Genomic DNA, 18,057 nt, shown 5'->3' with positions numbered 1-18,057 from the left:
TCAGGGCGGCACATGACGACTCAGGTGCCTGCAAACCCCCATGAGTGTCGGCGCTACCGGTAGACTGGTGCCAATCCCGCCCACTCGCGGAACATGTCGAACGACGCAGCCCCGCCCGCCTGTCTTCCCAGGGGTGACCCCCGCAGGCGCGGAAGGGCTCGTGCTGTGCCAGAAAGGGCGCTTCGTGGCCGACTCCGGCGACCTCAACGAGAACAACACGACTTCTACTGAAGAGGGGGTTCCTGCCGGCGCCGTGGGCGACTCCGCGGTGGAGAAGTCGTACGACGCCAGTGCGATCACCGTCCTCGAAGGCCTGGACGCGGTCCGCAAGCGCCCCGGCATGTACATCGGCTCGACGGGCGAGCGGGGTCTGCACCACCTCGTGCAAGAGGTGGTCGACAACTCCGTCGACGAGGCGATGGCCGGGCACGCGGACACCATCGAGGTGACGATCCTGCCGGACGGCGGCGTGCGCGTCGTGGACAACGGCCGCGGTATCCCGGTCGGCATCGTGCCGTCGGAGAACAAGCCGGCCGTCGAGGTCGTGATGACGGTGCTGCACGCCGGCGGCAAGTTCGGCGGCGGCGGCTACGCGGTCTCCGGTGGTCTGCACGGCGTGGGTGTCTCCGTCGTGAACGCGCTGTCGCAGCGGGTGTCGGTCGAGGTCCGCACGGAGGGCCACCGCTGGACGCAGGACTACAAGCTCGGTGTGCCGACCGCGCCGCTGGCGAAGAACGAGGCGGTCGAGTCGACCGGCACGTCCGTCACCTTCTGGGCCGACGGCGACATCTTCGAGACGACCGAGTACTCCTTCGAGACGCTCTCCCGGCGCTTCCAGGAGATGGCGTTCCTCAACAAGGGCCTGACGATCTCGCTGACGGACGAGCGTCCGGACCATGTGGACGAGGAGGGCAAGCCGCTCTCGGTGCGGTACCACTACGAGGGCGGCATCGTCGACTTCGTGACGTACCTCAACTCGCGCAAGGGCGAGCTGGTGCACCCGACGGTGATCGCGGTGGAGGCCGAGGACAAGGAGCGGCTGCTCTCGGTCGAGCTCGCGATGCAGTGGAACACCCAGTACAGCGAGGGTGTCTACAGCTTCGCGAACACCATCCACACCCATGAGGGCGGTACCCACGAGGAGGGCTTCCGCGCGGCGCTGACGGGTCTGATCAACCGTTACGCGCGCGACAAGAAGCTGCTGCGCGAGAAGGACGACAACCTCACGGGCGAGGACATCCGCGAGGGTCTGACGGCGATCATCTCGATCAAGCTCGGCGAGCCGCAGTTCGAGGGCCAGACCAAGACGAAGCTCGGCAACACCGAGGCCAAGACCTTCGTGCAGAAGATCGTCCACGAGCACCTCACGGACTGGCTGGACCGCAACCCCAACGAGGCCGCGGACATCATCCGCAAGGGCATCCAGGCCGCGACCGCGCGCGTGGCGGCCCGCAAGGCGCGGGATCTGACCCGCCGCAAGGGCCTGCTGGAGACGGCGTCGCTGCCGGGCAAGCTGAGCGACTGCCAGTCCAACGACCCGACCAAGTGCGAGATCTTCATCGTCGAGGGTGACTCCGCCGGCGGCTCGGCCAAGTCCGGCCGCAACCCGGAGTACCAGGCGATCCTGCCGATCCGAGGCAAGATCCTCAACGTCGAGAAGGCCAGGGTCGACAAGATCCTGCAGAACAACGAGGTCCAGGCGCTGATCTCGGCGTTCGGCACCGGCGTGCACGAGGACTTCGACATCGAGAAGCTCCGCTATCACAAGATCATCCTGATGGCGGACGCCGACGTCGACGGTCAGCACATCAACACCCTGCTGCTCACCTTCCTCTTCCGCTTCATGCGTCCGCTGGTCGAGGCCGGGCACGTCTACCTCTCCCGCCCGCCGCTGTACAAGATCAAGTGGGGCCGGGACGACTTCGAGTACGCCTACTCCGACGCGGAGCGGGACGCGCTGATCGAGCTCGGCAAGCAGAACGGCAAGCGGATCCGCGAGGACTCGATCCAGCGGTTCAAGGGTCTCGGTGAGATGAACGCCGAGGAGCTGCGCATCACGACCATGGACACCGACCACCGGGTCCTCGGTCAGGTCTCGCTGGACGACGCGGCCCGTGCGGACGACCTGTTCTCCGTGCTGATGGGCGAGGACGTCGAGGCGCGCCGCTCGTTCATCCAGCGCAACGCCAAGGACGTCCGCTTCCTCGACATCTGAGCCCTGTCGGCCCGAACAACAGCCGCAGCTCGAAAGGACTTTGAACCACCATGGCCGACGAGAACCCCCCTGTGACCCCGGACGGCGTGACCGCCGAGGGCGCGCCCGCCGCCATCGAAGGCGTCGGGATGCGTGTCGAGCCCGTCGGGCTCGAGACGGAGATGCAGCGCTCCTACCTCGACTACGCGATGTCCGTCATCGTCTCGCGTGCGCTGCCGGACGTCCGGGACGGCCTCAAGCCCGTCCACCGCCGCGTCCTGTACGCGATGTACGACGGCGGCTACCGCCCCGAGAAGGGCTTCTACAAGTGCGCCCGCGTCGTCGGCGACGTCATGGGTACGTACCACCCGCACGGCGACTCCTCGATCTACGACGCCCTGGTGCGCCTGGCGCAGCCGTGGTCGATGCGGATGCCGCTGGTCGACTCCAACGGCAACTTCGGCTCCCCGGGCAACGACCCGGCCGCGGCCATGCGGTACACCGAGTGCAAGATGAAGTCGCTGTCCATGGAGATGCTCCGGGACATCGACGAGGAGACCGTCGACTTCCAGGACAACTACGACGGCCGTAACCAGGAGCCGACGGTCCTGCCGGCGCGCTTCCCGAACCTGCTGATCAACGGTTCGGCCGGTATCGCGGTCGGTATGGCGACGAACATCCCGCCGCACAACCTGCGCGAGGTCGCGGCCGGTGCCCAGTGGGCGCTGGAGCACCCCGAGGCCTCCTCCGAGGAGCTGCTGGACGCGCTGATCGAGCGGATCAAGGGCCCGGACTTCCCCACCGGCGCGCTGGTCGTGGGCCGCAAGGGCATCGAGGAGGCCTACCGCACGGGCCGCGGCTCGATCACGATGCGCGCGGTGGTGGCGGTCGAGGAGATCCAGAACCGCCAGTGCCTGGTGGTCACCGAGCTGCCCTACCAGGTCAACCCGGACAACCTCGCGCAGAAGATCGCCGACCTGGTGAAGGACGGCAAGATCGGCGGCATCGCGGACGTCCGCGACGAGACCTCCTCGCGCACCGGCCAGCGTCTGGTCATCGTGCTCAAGCGGGACGCGGTCGCCAAGGTCGTCCTCAACAACCTCTACAAGCACACCGATCTGCAGACCAACTTCGGCGCGAACATGCTGGCGCTGGTCGACGGGGTGCCGCGCACGCTCTCGCTGGACGCGTTCATCCGCAACTGGGTGACGCACCAGATCGAGGTCATCGTCCGCCGGACGAAGTTCCGGCTGCGCAAGGCCGAGGAGCGGGCGCACATCCTGCGCGGCCTGCTCAAGGCGCTGGACGCCATCGACGAGGTCATCGCGCTGATCCGGCGCAGTGAGACGGTCGAGGTGGCGCGCGAGGGCCTGATGGGCCTGCTGGAGATCGACGAGATCCAGGCGAACGCGATCCTGGAGATGCAGCTGCGCCGGCTGGCCGCCCTGGAGCGCCAGAAGATCACCGCCGAGCACGACGAGCTGCAGCGCAAGATCAACGAGTACAACGCGATCCTGGCCTCCCCGGAGCGCCAGCGCCAGATCATCAGCGAGGAACTCGCCGCCATCGTCGACAAGTTCGGCGACGACCGGCGCTCCAAGCTGGTGCCCTTCGAGGGCGACATGTCCATCGAGGACCTGATCGCCGAGGAGGACATCGTCGTCACGATCACCCGTGGCGGCTATGTGAAACGGACGAAGACCGACGACTACCGCTCGCAGAAGCGCGGCGGCAAGGGCGTACGGGGCACGAAGCTCAAGGAAGACGACATCGTCGACCACTTCTTCGTCTCCACCACCCACCACTGGCTGCTGTTCTTCACGAACAAGGGCCGGGTCTACCGCGCCAAGGCGTACGAACTCCCCGACGCGGGACGCGACGCCCGGGGTCAGCATGTGGCCAACCTTCTCGCCTTCCAGCCGGACGAGCAGATCGCGCAGATCCTGGCGATCCGCGACTACGAGGCCATGCCGTACCTGGTGCTCGCCACCAAGGCCGGCCTGGTGAAGAAGACGCCGCTCAAGGACTACGACTCGCCGCGCTCCGGCGGTGTCATCGCGATCAACCTGCGCGAGCAGGAGGACGGCACCGACGACGAGCTGATCGGCGCCGAGCTGGTGTCGGAGCACGACGACCTGCTGCTGATCAGCAAGAAGGCCCAGTCGATCCGGTTCACGGCGACGGACGAGGCGCTGCGCCCGATGGGCCGGGCCACGTCCGGTGTGAAGGGCATGAGCTTCCGCGAGGGCGACGAGCTGCTCTCGATGAACGTGGTCCGTGCCAACACCTTCGTGTTCACCGCCACCGACGGCGGGTACGCCAAGCGCACCGCGGTCGACGAGTACCGCGTCCAGGGCCGCGGCGGTCTGGGGATCAAGGCCGCGAAGATCGTGGAGGACCGGGGCTCCCTGGTCGGAGCGCTGGTCGTCGAGGCGACCGATGAGATCCTCGCGGTGACACTCGGCGGTGGCGTGATCCGTACGCGGGTCAACGAGGTGCGGGAGACCGGCCGTGACACCATGGGCGTTCAACTGATCAACCTGGGCAAGCGTGATGCTGTGGTCGGCATCGCATGGAACGCCGAGGCCGGTCGTGAAGCCGAAGAGGTCGACGGGGGCGCGGTGCCCGACGAGGCCGACGCGGCCGAGGAGACCGTGCCCACGGCGGCCGAGGGCGAGCAGCCCGCGGCGGAGTAGCACGAGGAGTAGGTCGTGAGTGGAGCCACGGGCGCTGCGGCGGGTCGATCGGGAGCCGGGAAGGATTCCCCGTCCGGACCCGCAACCGTGACGGAGGACAGCGCCCGTGGCTCCGCCGTTTCCGACAGCGGGTCCCGGGACGAGGGCTCGCACGAGGGGGGACCCGTGACCGATACCCGTCAGCCGCAACCGCAGCCCCAGGGGAAGGCCGGGGGCGGCGCCGAGCAGCCGTACCAGCCGCCTCAGGCGTATCCCACCGGTGGTGGGAAGGGCGGCGGGCAGGCGGTGCGCCTGCCGCGTACGGGCGCCCGTACGGCCCCGCGGACCCGCAAGGCCCGGCTGCGGGTGGCGCGGGCCGATCCGTGGTCCGTCATGAAGGTCAGCTTCCTGCTCTCCATCGCGCTGGGCATCTGCACGGTCGTGGCCGCCGCGGTGCTGTGGATGGTCATGAACGCGATGGGTGTCTTCTCCACGGTCGGCGGGACGATCAGCGAGGCCACCGGCTCCGGCGACGGCGGCGGCTTCGATCTGCAGTCGTTCCTGTCGCTGCCGCGGGTGCTGCTGTTCACGTCGATCATCGCGGTGATCGACGTGGTGCTGGCGACCGCGCTGGCCACGCTCGGCGCGTTCATCTACAACCTGTCGGCGGGCTTCGTCGGCGGTGTGGAACTCACCCTTGCCGAGGACGAGTGACCCCCTCATGGGAGGGCGTTCGGGAGGCTCCGGGAACCGATTTTGGGAACGCCTCTGAAGTGCGCTAATCTTTCGGTGCAGCGAACGCGCGGCTATAGCTCAGACGGTTAGAGCGCTTCCCTGATAAGGAAGAGGCCCCAGGTTCAAGTCCTGGTAGCCGCACTGCACAATCGGCCCGGCCGGGGAACTCCCCGGCCGGGCCGATTCGTTGTACGGAGGCGGAAGTTGGCTCGCGGCAGCGGCCTCGGATGAGGTGTTGCCGGCCGCGGGCTAGGTAACCAATCGGTATCGGCCGGTGTGTATCATCGGCCGACATAGGTCCCCTACGTCAACGAAAGACGAGGTCGCGCGGTGAAGAAGCTTCTCCTGGTCGCACTGGCCGCCATCGGCGGGCTCCTCGTGTACCGCCAGATCCAGGCGGATCGCGCCGAGCAGGATCTGTGGACGGAGGCGACCGACTCCGTGCCCGCAGGTTCGGGTGTCTGAGACCCCTCACAGCACAGCAGGTTCGTACGGACCCCGATTGCCCCCTGGGTGATCGGGGTTTCGTGCGTCCGGGGGGCCGACGGGGCGGAGGGGGCGGCCGGAGGTGGTGGTCGCGGTGTCCGGGTGGGTGGCTGGATGTCGTTGGTGGATCGTGGCGGGACCCCTCTTGGGTTTGCAAAAGCACACCATTTGCTTGCAATGGCAAAGTATTCGTGATGGGCGGCGGATGTACTGGCTGGTCGTCGAGCGCAAGGCGGCCCTGGGCTCGGATGCCGCACGGTGGTCGATGGAGCTGATGTTTCACGTGGAACATCAGGTGAGCGAGGGCGTCACGTCGTGTCCGACGTGCCGGCCGATGTCCCGCAGGTCGATTCCCGGGCCTCGGCAGACGGCGCGCAGGACGGCGGTGGAGGATGGTCCACAGGACGCGTGGTGGCCGTCGCCATCGGCGGGGTGGGTGTAGTGCTGCCGGCCGGTCTCGCGGCTTCCTGCGGGGCCCGCGGGAGGCCACGGTCCGGTCCGGGAATTCCGATCCGATGAGGGGTGGCTCGTGGTGACGGGGCGCACGACGCACAGGGGCATAGCCGCACTGACGGCGCTCGCCGCGGTGACGATCCTGCCGGGGGCGGTGGGCGTGGCCTCGGCCGACAGCGTCCACCGCTACCGGACGGGGGAGGGTGCCACGGCGACCAAGGGCACCTCCAACTCCGGCCGGGCGCCGCGGCTCAAGCCCGGACTGCACACCGACTCCATCAAGCGCGGTGAGCAGAAGTACTACGCCGTCACCCTGGACGACCGGACCAGCGCGTACTTCTCGGCCGTCGCGGCTCCCCGGCCCGGCACCAAGGTCAAGGACTACGGCGACAAGCTGACCCTCACCGTCCAGGCCAGCGACGGCACGACCTGCGGTGCACAGGCCCGTCCGTCGTTCAACGGCGGCGGCATGGCGTACCCGATCGCCGACTACGCCAGCCGCCGCATCGGCACCGACCGTACGGAGTGTCAGAAGGCCGGCCTGTACTACCTGGTGATCAGCCGCGAGGGGTCGGCGACCTCCGGCGCCGACAGCTGGCCGCTCGAAATCGACTACCTCGACGAGCCACCGCTCCGGGGCACCACCCCCGCCCGGCCGGCCCAGGGCAGTTGGAGCACCACCACGCCCGCACCGCGTACGGACGCGACCAAGCGCAGCGCCAGGGGCGGCACCGGCTTCAACGACGCGGGCTCGGTCGGCACCGGGGTCTGGAAGGACCGGATCACACCGGGCGAGACCCGCTTCTACCGCGTACCGGTGGACTGGGGACAGCGGCTCAATCTGAGCGCGGAGCTGCCGAATGCGCCCTCCGGGGCCTCCGGGGTCACCGGGGCCTCCCGGTCCTCCGGCTTCCTCGCCCGGATGCTCGGTCTGGGCGTCTACAACCCGGCGCGCGGGGCGGTCGGCGACCTCCGCTTCGTCTCGTACACCGGCAAGCCGGCCGCCGCGAAGGAGTTCACCGCGCCCGTCGAGTACGGCAACCGTTTCAACCCGACCGACTCGGTCAGCGCGATGCGGTTCGCGGGCTGGTACTACCTCGAGGTCAGCCTGCATCCCGACGCCGAGCGGTACTTCCCCAAGGGCGTGGAGCTCACTCTCCGGGTGGACGTCCGCGGCACCGCCAAGGCCGGTCCGGGCTACGCCGAGCCGACCGGCACCTTCTCCGTCACGCCCGACGACCAGGAGACGGCACGGAAGGGCCAGACGGAACAGGAGGCGGCGAAGAGCGGCACCCTGATGACGGTGGCCTACGCCGGGATCGGTACGGGGGTGGTGCTGCTGGCGGGACTTGGGGTGTGGACGCTGATGGCACGGCGGTCCCTCCGGGCCGGCGCACGGGTCGCCGCCGGCGGCGCGGTCCCGGCGGTCGCGCCGGGGGCGGCGGGTACTCCGGGCGCAGTGGGCGGTCCGGGCGATCAGCCCTCGCTGCCGGGACAGGAGACACAGTCGGCCCAACAGGCCCGGCAGAAGCCTCCCTTCGGCCCGCCGCAGGGCTGGTAGCGGGCGGTACGGGTCGAGGCAGGGGGCTGTGGTTCCTGGACCGCTCAGCGCCCGCCTGGCCGGGCGCCCGGTCGGCCCGCCGTGCCGCCTCAGGCGGAGATCAGTGCCCAGACGCCGACCGCGATGCACAGCAACGCCACGATCAGCACCGGGATCGCGACCTTCGCGGGCGGTCCCGGTCTCCGGTGCGCGACCGGAGCCACCATGGCCGGTGCGGCGACGGCGGCGCCGACCGAAGGCTGCCCGGGGACCGGGTGCGGCGCCGTATAGGGGCGGGTCGCGGACTGCTCCGGGTGGGTGGCGGGCGTGGGCACATACGCGGGCACCGGGGGCGGGGGAGGAATCAGGGGCGGGCCGGACGCCGCGCCGGCCCCGGCCCAGACACCCTGTCCCGTGGGGGAACTGCCGTGTCCCGTGCCCGTACTGCCGTGGCCCGTGGGCCAACTGCCGTGTCCCCTGCCCGTACTGCCGTGGCCGGTGGGTGTACGACCCTGGCCGGTGGACGGACCGCCGTGGTCCGGGGGCGCGGCACGCCGGCCGGTGAGCGCCTCTCCCTGCCCCGTGAACGCCTGCCCCTGTCCCGTGGCCACTTCCCCGTGCCCGGTGGGCACCGCCCCATGCCCCGTAGGCGCACCGACCGGGCCGGTGGGCGCCCCGCCCGGCATCGGCCGCGGGGCCGGCGTCGGCGAGGTGCCCGGCTCCGGCGGGGCGAGCTGGAAGCTCCCGGTGTCCGACATGGACACCTGCCCGGTGGTCCCGGTGCCCGCGGCGGCACCGGCCGTCACGGGCCCGTCGGCCGCCCGGTTCCGCAGCGGCCCGTCCGCCCCGAAGCCGGCCGGGAGCGGGCCTATGTGGTCGAAGACCTCGACGATCTCGTCCTCGATCGTCGTGTCCGGCAGCAGTTCGACCGTCGAGATGATCGCCTTGCGGGCCCCCGTGGCCGTCCTGAACCGCGCTTCCGGGTCGGGGTGCACCAAGGACGCCAGCACCTGCCACAGCGGCTCCGGCACCCCCTCGGGCGCGTTCGGGATGCCGTGCCGGGTGAAGTGCTGGACCAAGGCGTCGGCGTCCGGCTTGGTGCCGGTGACCAGGTAGAGCGCGACCAGGCCGACCGCGAACAGGTCCGCGGGGAAGTCCGGCTCGGCGCCCTGCAACTGCTCCGGCGCGAAGTAACCGGGCGTGCCCACCACGAGGTTGGCCTCGGTCAGCCGCGGCTCGCCCTTGCGCATCGCGATGCCGAAGTCCGACAGCCGCAGATGCGGCCTGCCGGTGCCGGTGGCCTCCAGCAGGATGTTCGCCGGCTTGATGTCGCGGTGGACCACACCCTCCGCGTGCACCGCGGTCAGCCCGGCCAGCAGCTGGTCCAGGAGCAGGCACACGAACCGCGGCGGCAACGGGCCGTAGTCCCCGATCAGATGGGCCAGCGAGCCGCCGTGCACCAGGTCCATGGTGAACAGGACCTTGTCGTCGTCAGCGGCCCAGCTCGCCGGGGCGAGCACATGCGGATGGTCGATCCGCAGTGCCTGTTCGCGGACGAAGCGCAGCAGGGTGTGCGCGTCGCTCTGCTGCAGCACCTTGGCGGCGACGTAGCGGCGGCGCCGGGCGTCCCAGGCGCGCCAGACCGCGCCCACCCCGCCCCGCCCGATCGGGTCGACCAGCTCGTACCGGCCGGCGAAGATCTCACCCATGGCGCCCCGTCCGCTTCCCGAACTCGCAAGGTCCCCTGTGGCTAGCTCTGGTGCGCCTCGTAGTGGGCGACCGCGTCCGCGGTGCGACCGGCACCGTAGACCCGGAGGAACTCTGCCAGTTCGGGGTGAGCGGGGGCGAGGGTGTTCGCCGCATCGATGATGTCCCCGGCATCGGAGACCGACCGCAGCAGCGACTGGATCTCCCGCACCACACGCCGGACCGTGGTCGCCCCCGTCGACGACGTCTGCTGCGCGGTGTTGTTGAGCACCGAACCCCCTGCCGTCTTCTTGATCTCCTCCATGCGGTCGGTGGCCTCGGCGGCGCTGACGCTGCCGTCGGCGACCTGGCCGGCCAGGTCCTGCAGCGCCTGCACCCGCTGCACCACGGCCGGGTTGCCTATCTTTGCGCGCTGCCCGCTCATCAGCTGCGACAGCATCGGGGCCGACAGGCCGAGCACAGCGGCGAGCCGGGCCTGGTTGAGGCCGAGATCGTCGATGAGACGGCGGAACAGTGCACCCAGAGGCTCCCCGTACCAACTGCGCTGCAGCTCCCGGGCCCGCGCGGTGGCTTCCTGCTGTGCCGTGTCCATACCGTCTCCCCTGTCTCCCCGGTCGCTTCGCTGCCGCGAATCTCGCGAAGCATCCTACGGAGAGCGACGGTGTGCGGCGATACCCGGTCGGGAAAGCGGTCGGACACCGGGTACCCTGGTGCGCGAAGGGGCCTTAGCTCAGTTGGTAGAGCGCTGTCTTTGCATGGCAGATGTCAGGGGTTCGACTCCCCTAGGCTCCACTCCCCAAGCCCTTCCGATCGGCGTCACCGCTGGTCAGGGGGGCTTTTGTGGTTCCTGACGGGGTGTTGGCCCGCCGGCTGTGGCGGTGTCGGACCCCGTACGCGAACGGGCCGTGCCCGCCGCCCCTCGTAGGGGGTGGGGACACGGCCCGTGGAACGCCTGGGTCCGCGGTCAGGCCGTGGTGCCGCCGCCGTGGTCGTCGGCCTCGGTCTGCTTGGCCTGGACCTCGGGGTCGAGGGAAGCGCCGTCGCTGCCGTCGACCGCGCTCAGCCGTCCGCGGTCGCTGACCTCGGTGGGCGCGGGCGGCTCGACCAGCCAGTCCGGGTTGGCCTGCTTGTCCCACCACTTCCATGCGGCGACCGCACCGCCGGCCAGGATGCCCAGCACGGCAAGGCGCTTGGCGAGCTTGCCGCACTTGGCCCGCCGGCTGTGCTTCTTCTGGAGCTTGGCGATCTCGGCGGCCGTCACCTGGCCGCGGAGGGCGGCGAGGGCCGCGGTGCCGCGGGCGAGGGCCTCCTCGCGCACCGGTTCGGCCGCGGCGCGCGCATGGGTCACCGCGTTCTCCAGTCTCGGTGCCGTGTAGTCGGCCGCCTGGCGGGCCGCCTTACGGGTCCGGCAGGCCGCACGGGTGGCCGCCGCGTCCACCTTGGGCGGCAGCGTGCCACGGGCGTGCTCGATGCGCGGGTGCAGATGGGTGTCGTACTGCGTACGTGCCTGGTGGGCGGCCTCCGCCACCTTGGGAGCCGCGCGCGTCCGGGCCTCGTGAGCGAAGTGCACGGCGGCGTCCTTGGCCGTACCGGCATATGGAGCCACCACCTCCGCGGCGTGCCGCACGCTGTCCTTGGCCGTACCGGTCGCGGCGCGCACGCTGTCCTTGCGGGTCACGGGATCCTCCTCCTCGGTGGCGTGTCCGGGGCTTGGGGGCTGGTCCCCCGTGTCTTGCTCTATCGCCTGTCCACCCGTTTGAAGATCATGCCCGCTCATGCCTGGTACGGCATGTGCGAGCGGGCAACCGGGTCATTGCGGACCTTCCGGAGCCTTGTGAACGACAATGCCACGATTTCCCCTTTCAGGCGCAGGAAATCAGTACGAAAGCCACCACGAGCTGAGGGGCGGACGGCGCGCGCGACGCGGCCGAAGGCCCGATGAGCGGCCGTGGCGGGGCGCCGGCGAAACGCCGCGCGCAGCTCGGCACGGCTCCGTGGTCGAGCCATGGGAGGGCCCTTCCATGCGAGGATCGGGAACCGTCAGTGAAGACTTATGGAAGGTTGATCGTGGCTGAGCAGCTCTACGCCACCCTGAAGACGAACCAGGGCGACATCGAGATTCGGCTCCTGCCGAACCATGCACCCAAGACGGTCAAGAACTTCGTCGAGCTCGCCAACGGTGAGCGGGAGTGGACCCACCCGGCGACCGGCAAGAAGTCCACGGACCGGCTGTACGACGGCACCGTCTTCCACCGGGTGATCAGCGGTTTCATGATCCAGGGCGGCGACCCGCTGGGCAACGGCACCGGTGGCCCCGGCTACGAGTTCGCGGACGAGTTCCACCCCGACCTGGCCTTCAACAAGCCGTACCTGCTGGCCATGGCCAACGCCGGTCCGGGCACCAACGGCTCGCAGTTCTTCATCACCGTCGGCGCGACGGCGTGGCTGACCGGCAAGCACACCATCTTCGGCGAGGTCAGCAACGAGGCCGGCAAGAAGGTCGTCGACGCCATCGCCGGCACCCAGACCAACCCGCGCACCGACCGTCCCGTCCAGGACGTCGTCATCGAGTCGGTGGTCGTCGAGACCCGCTGAGCCGCGTCTTGCGCCCCGGCCGGGTCCGGGGAACCATTACGCCCCGCCCGGTCGTACATCAGGCGGGGCGTGAGCTCGTCCGGAATCGGGACGGCCGGGCGAGGTGAAGCGCCGACGCGCCCGGACGGAGAAGAGGACGAGGGGACGATGGACCAGGTGCCAGGCAGCCCGCACACGCCGCAGGACGCGCAGGGTGACGACGGTCTGCCCGGCTGCTATCGCCACCCGGACCGTCCGACCGGCATCCGCTGCACCCGCTGTGAGAAGCCGATATGCCCGGACTGCATGGTCAGCGCGTCGGTCGGCTTCCAGTGCCAGACCTGTGTGCGCGGCGGCAGCGGCACCGGCCATGCGCCGCACGCGACGACGCCGCGCACCCTCGCGGGCGGCACCATCGCCGCCGACCCACGGCTGGTCACCAAGATCCTGCTGGGGCTGAACGCCGCCGTCTTCCTCGCCGTATGGGCGACCGGCGGCGGCACGAGCCCGCTGATCGGCCGGCTCGACCTGGTGGGGCTGGCCGCGGACCCGAGCCGGTTCCAGCTGGTCGGGGTCGCGGAGGGCGAGTGGTACCGCCTGCTGACCGCGATGTTCCTGCACCAGCAGATCGCCCACTTCGCGTTCAACATGCTCTCGCTGTGGTGGCTGGGGCCTCCGCTGGAGGCAGCGCTCGGCCGGCTGCGGTACATCGCGCTCTACCTGCTCGCCGGTCTGGGCGGCAGCGCCCTGTCGTACCTCCTCGCCGCGCAGAACCAGCCTTCGCTGGGTGCGTCCGGCGCGATCTTCGGGCTGCTCGGTGCGACCGCGGTGCTGCTGCGGCGGATGAACTACGACATGAAGCCGGTGCTGATCCTGCTCGGCCTCAACCTGGCCTTCACGTTCCTGTGGCCGAACATCTCCTGGCAGGCCCATGTCGGCGGCCTGGTGGTGGGCGCCGCGGTGGCGTTCGGAATGGTGCACGCGCCGCGTGACCGCCGAACTCTGGTGCACGTCGCGACCTGTGCGGTCGCGGGGCTCGCGATCGTCGCGGTGGTGTGGGTACGGACCCTTCAGCTGCTGGGCTGAGGGGCCTGTTCCGGCACGTTGTCCACAGTACGTGGCCGATCTTGTGCAAGCTGTGCGGGACGTCCGCTCCGGGCCGTCCTGACCTGCGTTTCCCCAGTAAGGATGCGGGGAGACGCAGGCCGGGAGACAGGGCCGCCGATCACACCGGCGTCAACCTCCGGAAGGTTATCCACAGATCTTCTGAAGTTTTCCCCGGCTGTGGATAACCGTGTGGATGGCCTTGGGCAGGGCTTGCGCTACTTCCACTGGGTGGATACGCCGAAGCCCACCGCGATGAACCCGAAGCCGCACACGATGTTCCAGTTGCCCATGGCCGCGATCGGCAGATCGCCCTCGGACACGTAGAACATCACGATCCACACCAGCCCGATGAGGAACATCGCCAGCATCAGGGGCGCCACCCAACCGCGACCTGAGTTCATCTTCAGGTTGGTGGTCTTCGCCGGCGGCGGCGTGAAGTCGTCCTTCTTGCGGATCCGTGACTTCGGCACGAGGAACTCTCCTGTCGATGCGCTGCTCCCCCGCTCTCGGGTCGGCGCGAGCGGGCGGTGCCCCCATCCGCGGGGGAGGTACGTGGTGTGTGCCGGGGGCACGGACGCGGTGGGGAGCGGATTCCTTTTCCCGGGCGTCCGTTAGCGTAGTGCTTCCGCGGCGCCGTAAGGAGTAAGGGTACGTTGAGCAATTCCGCTGACTCCCCCGACAGCCCCACTCGGTCCCGCCTTCGGCCCGTGCGGTTTCTCACCCTCATCGTATTCGCGCTCGCCGGCCTGTTGTTCTGGTTGAGCTTCGACACCGCGCGGGGCACGAATCTGCGCTCCGACGACTCGATGCTGCGGCTGTCCGACCTGATCCAGGAGCGCAGCCACAAGAACGGCTCCCAGGACGACCGCAACGCCCTCCTGCGGCAGGAGGTCGACTCCCTCGCACGGCGCGACAACGGCAGCTCCAAGGCCGAGGAAGCCAAGGTCAGGGCGCTGGAGAAGAACGCCGGCACCAAGCCGCTGAAGGGCCAGGGCCTGACGGTCACCCTGACCGACGCCCCGCCGAACGCCACCGCCAAGATCCCCGGCGTGCCCCAGCCGCAGCCCAACGACCTGGTCATCCACCAGCAGGACCTCCAGGCCGTGGTGAACGCCCTGTGGCACGGGGGCGCCAAGGGCATCAAGGTCATGGACCAGCGGCTGATCTCCACCAGCGCGGTGCGCTGCGTCGGCAACACCCTGATCCTCCAGGGCCGGGTCTACTCCCCGCCGTACAAGGTCACCGCCGTCGGCGACCGCGAGGCCCTCACCAATGCGCTGACCGCCTCCCCCGCCATCCAGAACTACCTCCAGTACGTGAACGCCTACGGCCTGGGATGGAAAGTCGACCAGCACGAGGCGGTGACTCTTCCCGGCTACTCCGGCACAGTGGATCTGCACTACGCACAGCCTGTGAAGCCGTAGTCCGCGCGCCGCGGGGCGGCGGGAGGGGCGGGGCCGGATGACGCTGCGGGGCCGGACGGCGGTGCGCTGGACCGTGCGCACGCTCAGCGAGACCTGCCTCACCGTCGGTGCACTGATCGTGCTGTTCGTGGTCTACCTCCTCTTCTGGACCGGGGTACGGGCCGACAGCGCCATGGACGGCGAGATCGGCAAGCTCCGGCACCAGTGGGCCACGGGCGAGACCACTGGCCCGGGCGGCACCCCGCCCCCGGACGGGAAGCGGGCCCCCGGCCGCGGACCCACCCGCGATGCACGGCCCCGCCCCTACACCGCGGGAGCGTCCTTCGCCGTCATGCACATCCCGCGGCTGGGCGCCGACTGGGCCAAGCCGGTGCTCGAGGGCACCACGACCGGCGTCCTCCAGCGCGGCCTGGGCCACTACGACCGCACCGCGCACCTGGGGGAGACCGGCAACTTCTCCGTGGCCGGCCACCGCCGCACCTACGGCGACCCCTTCAAGGACTTCCCCCGGCTGCGCCCCGGTGACGCCGTGGTGCTGACCGACGGCGCGACCTGGTTCACCTACCGCATCGACAACCGGCCCTATACGACGCTGCCCGGCGACATCGGGGTGATCGACCCCGTACCGCGGAAGTCCGGGTTCAACGGCCCCGGCCGCTATCTCACGCTGACCACCTGCGAGCCGGAATGGGGCCACAGTCACCGGCTGATCGCCTGGGCACACCTGGATTCCACCCAACCGGTGGCACAGGGACGGCCATCGGCTTTGACCGGCTGACCCACCTGGGCCCGCCCTCGCCCCTTACTCTGGTCTCGCAACCGTCATCGTCATCGGCAAGGGGACAGCGACAGCATGTACGGCTGGATCTGGCGGCATCTGCCGGGCAACACATGGGTGAAGGCGCTGATTTCCCTGGTGCTCGTGCTGGCGGTCGTCTTCGTACTCTTCCAGTACGTCTTTCCGTGGGCGGAGCCGTTGCTCCCCTTCAATGACGTCACTGTCGACCAAGGAATGGCAGCCGTCCGATGACCGCACGGATTCTCGTTGTCGACAACTACGACAGCTTCGTCTTCAACCTCGTGCAGTACCTCTATCAACTGGGCGCTGAATGCGAGGTGCTGCGCAACGACGAGGTCGCGCCGCGGCACGCCCAGGACGGCTTCGACGGTGTGCTGCTGTCGCCCGGCCCCGGCACCCCCGAGCAGGCCGGTGTCTGCGTCGACATGGTGCGGCACTGCGCGGACACCGGCGTCCCGGTCTTCGGCGTGTGCCTGGGCATGCAGTCGATGGCGGTGGCGTACGGCGGCGTGGTGGACCGGGCGCCCGAGCTGCTGCACGGCAAGACCTCGCCGGTCCTCCACGAGGGGGCCGGCGTCTTCTCCGGCCTGCCCTCCCCGTTCACCGCCACCCGCTACCACTCGCTGGCCGTGGAACCGGACACCGTCCCCGACGAACTGATCGTCACCTCCTGGACGGAGGCCGACGAGGTCCCCGGCGGGCGGATCGTGATGGGGCTGCGGCACCGTGAACTTCCCGTCGAGGGCGTGCAGTTCCACCCCGAATCGGTACTGACGGAGTGGGGGCACCGGATGCTGGCCAACTGGCTCGTCGAATGCGGCGACGAGAGGGCGGTGGAGCGCTCCACGGGGCTGGCCCCGGTGGTCGGCAAGGCCGGCGCGTGACCGACCTACGCCCCGGGCGGGAGGGGAGATCCTACGAGCCGGACGACTCGCAGCAGTCGCACGGACCGCAGGAAAAGGATCCGTACGGGTACCCCGATGCGTTCGAGGCGGCGGTGGAGCAGCTCGACGACCCGCTGAACGATCCGCTGCCGGGCCAGGCGCCGCCGGCATCCACGCCCGCTGCGTACGGGCAGCCGGGCCGGGGTCGGCGGCGGGGCAAGGCGGCCCAGGAAGGCGGGGGACAGGGCTCCCCGTGGTTCCGCCCGCACCTGGAGCCGGAAGCGGCATCCCGGCCGGACCGGCAGTCGTACGGCGCCGAGACGCCCCGCTACGGCCAGGCGCACGGCCACGACTCCCGCCCCGCGGCGCCCGAGGCGATATCCCAGCCCTATGCCGCGCCGGAGACGCCGGCACCGCCCGCCCCCGCGCCGCGTGTGAGCCCCGCGCCGAGGGTGAGCCCTGCTCCTGCCGTGAGCCCCGCTCCGGCCGCCGCCACTCCGTGGCTGGACGACAACGAGACCATGGCGCTGCGTCAGGCGGAGCAGCCCGATGGTGAGACCGTTTCACGTGAAACCGGCACCTCGGTTTCACGTGAAACCGAGGAACCGTCCTCGGGTGGCCGCGCGGCCCGGCGCAAGGCCGCTCAGGAGGCCGCCAAGCGGGGCGGCAGGCGCCGGCGCCACAGCGGTGCGGCCGCCGCCACAGAGGCCGCTGCGACGGCCTCGGAAGCGGCCTCCGCCCCCATGTCCCGGCTGGAGGCCCGCCAGGCCGCGCGAGCCGCCAAGGACAGCCCCAGCCTGATCGCCAGCCGTGCCCTGGGCGAAGTGTTCATCACCCTCGGTGTGCTGATGCTGCTGTTCGTCACCTATCAGCTGTGGTGGACGAATGTGATGGCCGAAGAGGAGGCGGGCGGCGCCGCCACCAACCTGCAGCACGAGTGGGACAAGGGCGGTGGCGAGAAGAAGAACCTCGCGGACGGCGAGCGCTTCGGGATCATGTACATCCCCAAGCTGGATGTGAAGGCGCCGATAGCCGAGGGCATCGACAAGCACCGCGTGCTGGACCACGGCATGGTCGGCCACTACGACAAGAACAGCGGGATCAAGACCGCGATGCCCTGGGACAAGAAGGGCAACTTCGCGGTGGCGGCGCACCGCAACACGCACGGCGAGCCGTTCCGCTACGTCAACAAGCTCACCAAGGGCGACAAGATCATCGTCGAGACGCAGAGCTCGTACTACACCTACGAGATGGAGAGCATCCTCCCGCAGACGTCTCCGAGCAACACCAGTGTGATCGGCCCCGTGCCGCCCGGTTCGGGCTTCACCAAGCCCGGCCGCTACATCACCCTGACGACCTGTACCCCGGAGTTCACCAGTACCTTTCGGATGATCGTCTGGGGCAAGATGGTCGACGAGCGGCCGCGGAGCAAGGGCAAACCGGATGCGCTCGCCGGCTGAGCGAACATAAGAGGGGTGC

At 69.8% G+C, this 18,057-nt stretch carries 16 protein-coding genes and 2 tRNA genes; 14 read left to right on the top strand and 4 right to left on the bottom strand.

Features of this window, described 5'->3' with window-relative positions:
- The first annotated feature begins 160 nt into the window (after positions 1 to 160).
- The 6 genes from gyrB (at position 161) to AB0411_RS08865 (ending at position 8,104) form a co-directional block, all read left to right on the top strand.
- Positions 161 to 2,215: a DNA topoisomerase (ATP-hydrolyzing) subunit B gene (gyrB, locus tag AB0411_RS08890; RefSeq protein WP_366416577.1), complete on the top strand. Its 2,055-nt coding sequence runs from the start codon at positions 161 to 163 to the stop codon at positions 2,213 to 2,215.
- A gap of 50 nt (positions 2,216 to 2,265) precedes the next feature.
- Positions 2,266 to 4,890, top strand: coding sequence for a DNA gyrase subunit A (gyrA, locus tag AB0411_RS08885; protein WP_366416576.1), 2,625 nt, complete (start codon positions 2,266 to 2,268; stop codon positions 4,888 to 4,890).
- A gap of 15 nt (positions 4,891 to 4,905) precedes the next feature.
- Complete coding sequence (locus AB0411_RS08880) at positions 4,906 to 5,583, top strand: DUF3566 domain-containing protein (protein ID WP_366416575.1); 678 nt, start codon at positions 4,906 to 4,908, stop codon at positions 5,581 to 5,583.
- Between the two features lie 88 nt (positions 5,584 to 5,671).
- Positions 5,672 to 5,745 (top strand) — tRNA-Ile (locus AB0411_RS08875).
- A 189-nt stretch (positions 5,746 to 5,934) separates the two neighbouring features.
- On the top strand, positions 5,935 to 6,069 hold the full coding sequence (locus AB0411_RS08870; RefSeq protein WP_003958712.1) for a DLW-39 family protein: 135 nt from the start codon (positions 5,935 to 5,937) through the stop codon (positions 6,067 to 6,069).
- Between the two features lie 550 nt (positions 6,070 to 6,619).
- Positions 6,620 to 8,104: a hypothetical protein gene (locus tag AB0411_RS08865; RefSeq protein WP_366416574.1), complete on the top strand. Its 1,485-nt coding sequence runs from the start codon at positions 6,620 to 6,622 to the stop codon at positions 8,102 to 8,104.
- An 89-nt stretch (positions 8,105 to 8,193) separates the two neighbouring features.
- Here AB0411_RS08865 and AB0411_RS08860 read toward each other — a convergent pair whose 3' ends face one another.
- The gene (locus AB0411_RS08860) at positions 8,194 to 9,792 is read right to left on the bottom strand and encodes a serine/threonine-protein kinase (RefSeq protein ID WP_366416573.1); all 1,599 of its coding nucleotides are present in this window, start codon (positions 9,790 to 9,792) and stop codon (positions 8,194 to 8,196) included.
- 41 nt (positions 9,793 to 9,833) lie between these two features.
- Complete coding sequence (locus AB0411_RS08855) at positions 9,834 to 10,382, bottom strand: helix-turn-helix domain-containing protein (protein WP_086718572.1); 549 nt, start codon at positions 10,380 to 10,382, stop codon at positions 9,834 to 9,836.
- Positions 10,383 to 10,509: 127 nt separating this feature from the next.
- On the opposite strand from AB0411_RS08855, the gene AB0411_RS08850 reads away from it, so the two are divergent.
- Positions 10,510 to 10,582: transfer RNA gene (locus tag AB0411_RS08850), tRNA-Ala, on the top strand.
- Positions 10,583 to 10,754: 172 nt separating this feature from the next.
- Here AB0411_RS08850 and AB0411_RS08845 read toward each other — a convergent pair.
- On the bottom strand, positions 10,755 to 11,468 hold the full coding sequence (locus tag AB0411_RS08845; protein ID WP_366416572.1) for a DUF5324 family protein: 714 nt from the start codon (positions 11,466 to 11,468) through the stop codon (positions 10,755 to 10,757).
- A gap of 389 nt (positions 11,469 to 11,857) precedes the next feature.
- Here AB0411_RS08845 and AB0411_RS08840 point away from each other — a divergent pair, with 389 nt between their 5' ends.
- A complete protein-coding gene (locus AB0411_RS08840) occupies positions 11,858 to 12,385 on the top strand; it encodes a peptidylprolyl isomerase (RefSeq protein ID WP_086718574.1) in 528 nt (175 codons plus the stop codon).
- A 147-nt stretch (positions 12,386 to 12,532) separates the two neighbouring features.
- A complete protein-coding gene (locus AB0411_RS08835; protein WP_366416571.1) occupies positions 12,533 to 13,450 on the top strand; it encodes a rhomboid family intramembrane serine protease in 918 nt (305 codons plus the stop codon).
- 236 nt (positions 13,451 to 13,686) lie between these two features.
- On the opposite strand, the gene crgA is transcribed toward AB0411_RS08835, so the two are convergent.
- Complete coding sequence (gene crgA / locus AB0411_RS08830; RefSeq protein WP_086718576.1) at positions 13,687 to 13,941, bottom strand: cell division protein CrgA; 255 nt, start codon at positions 13,939 to 13,941, stop codon at positions 13,687 to 13,689.
- 183 nt (positions 13,942 to 14,124) lie between these two features.
- On the opposite strand from crgA, the gene AB0411_RS08825 reads away from it, so the two are divergent.
- From AB0411_RS08825 to AB0411_RS08805, 5 genes are all read left to right on the top strand, one after another.
- Positions 14,125 to 14,895 carry a DUF881 domain-containing protein gene (locus AB0411_RS08825; RefSeq protein ID WP_366416570.1) on the top strand — a complete coding sequence of 257 codons (771 nt, stop codon included), beginning with the start codon at positions 14,125 to 14,127 and terminating at the stop codon, positions 14,893 to 14,895.
- Between the two features lie 37 nt (positions 14,896 to 14,932).
- A complete protein-coding gene (locus AB0411_RS08820; protein WP_366416569.1) occupies positions 14,933 to 15,673 on the top strand; it encodes a class E sortase in 741 nt (246 codons plus the stop codon).
- 75 nt (positions 15,674 to 15,748) lie between these two features.
- On the top strand, positions 15,749 to 15,925 hold the full coding sequence (locus AB0411_RS08815) for a hypothetical protein (protein WP_033266980.1): 177 nt from the start codon (positions 15,749 to 15,751) through the stop codon (positions 15,923 to 15,925).
- Positions 15,922 to 16,578 (top strand): aminodeoxychorismate/anthranilate synthase component II, encoded by a 657-nt coding sequence (locus AB0411_RS08810; RefSeq protein WP_086718579.1) that lies wholly within the window; start codon positions 15,922 to 15,924, stop codon positions 16,576 to 16,578. Before AB0411_RS08815 ends, AB0411_RS08810 begins: the two co-directional genes overlap by 4 nt.
- Positions 16,575 to 18,038 (top strand): class E sortase, encoded by a 1,464-nt coding sequence (locus AB0411_RS08805; protein WP_366416568.1) that lies wholly within the window; start codon positions 16,575 to 16,577, stop codon positions 18,036 to 18,038. The genes AB0411_RS08810 and AB0411_RS08805 overlap by 4 nt, the downstream gene beginning before the upstream one ends.
- Positions 18,039 to 18,057 lie beyond the last annotated feature (19 nt).

It is taken from the genome of Streptomyces angustmyceticus (assembly GCF_040701845.1).
Taxonomy (GTDB): domain Bacteria; phylum Actinomycetota; class Actinomycetes; order Streptomycetales; family Streptomycetaceae; genus Streptomyces; species Streptomyces angustmyceticus_A.
The sequence above is the reverse complement of the archived record's forward strand: the minus strand, read 5'-3'. Positions and strand labels throughout refer to the sequence as shown.

Bases quoted from the DNA above. Each gene is read 5' to 3' on its own strand.
- AB0411_RS08810 (WP_086718579.1), top strand. From the start codon at position 15,922: ATGACCGCACGGATTCTCGTTGTCGACAACTACGACAGCTTCGTCTTC.
- AB0411_RS08855 (WP_086718572.1), bottom strand. From the start codon at position 10,382: ATGGACACGGCACAGCAGGAAGCCACCGCGCGGGCCCGGGAGCTGCAG.
- AB0411_RS08815 (WP_033266980.1), top strand. From the start codon at position 15,749: ATGTACGGCTGGATCTGGCGGCATCTGCCGGGCAACACATGGGTGAAG.
- gyrA (WP_366416576.1), top strand. From the start codon at position 2,266: ATGGCCGACGAGAACCCCCCTGTGACCCCGGACGGCGTGACCGCCGAG.
- AB0411_RS08820 (WP_366416569.1), top strand. From the start codon at position 14,933: ATGACGCTGCGGGGCCGGACGGCGGTGCGCTGGACCGTGCGCACGCTC.
- AB0411_RS08860 (WP_366416573.1), bottom strand. From the start codon at position 9,792: ATGGGTGAGATCTTCGCCGGCCGGTACGAGCTGGTCGACCCGATCGGG.
- AB0411_RS08835 (WP_366416571.1), top strand. From the start codon at position 12,533: ATGGACCAGGTGCCAGGCAGCCCGCACACGCCGCAGGACGCGCAGGGT.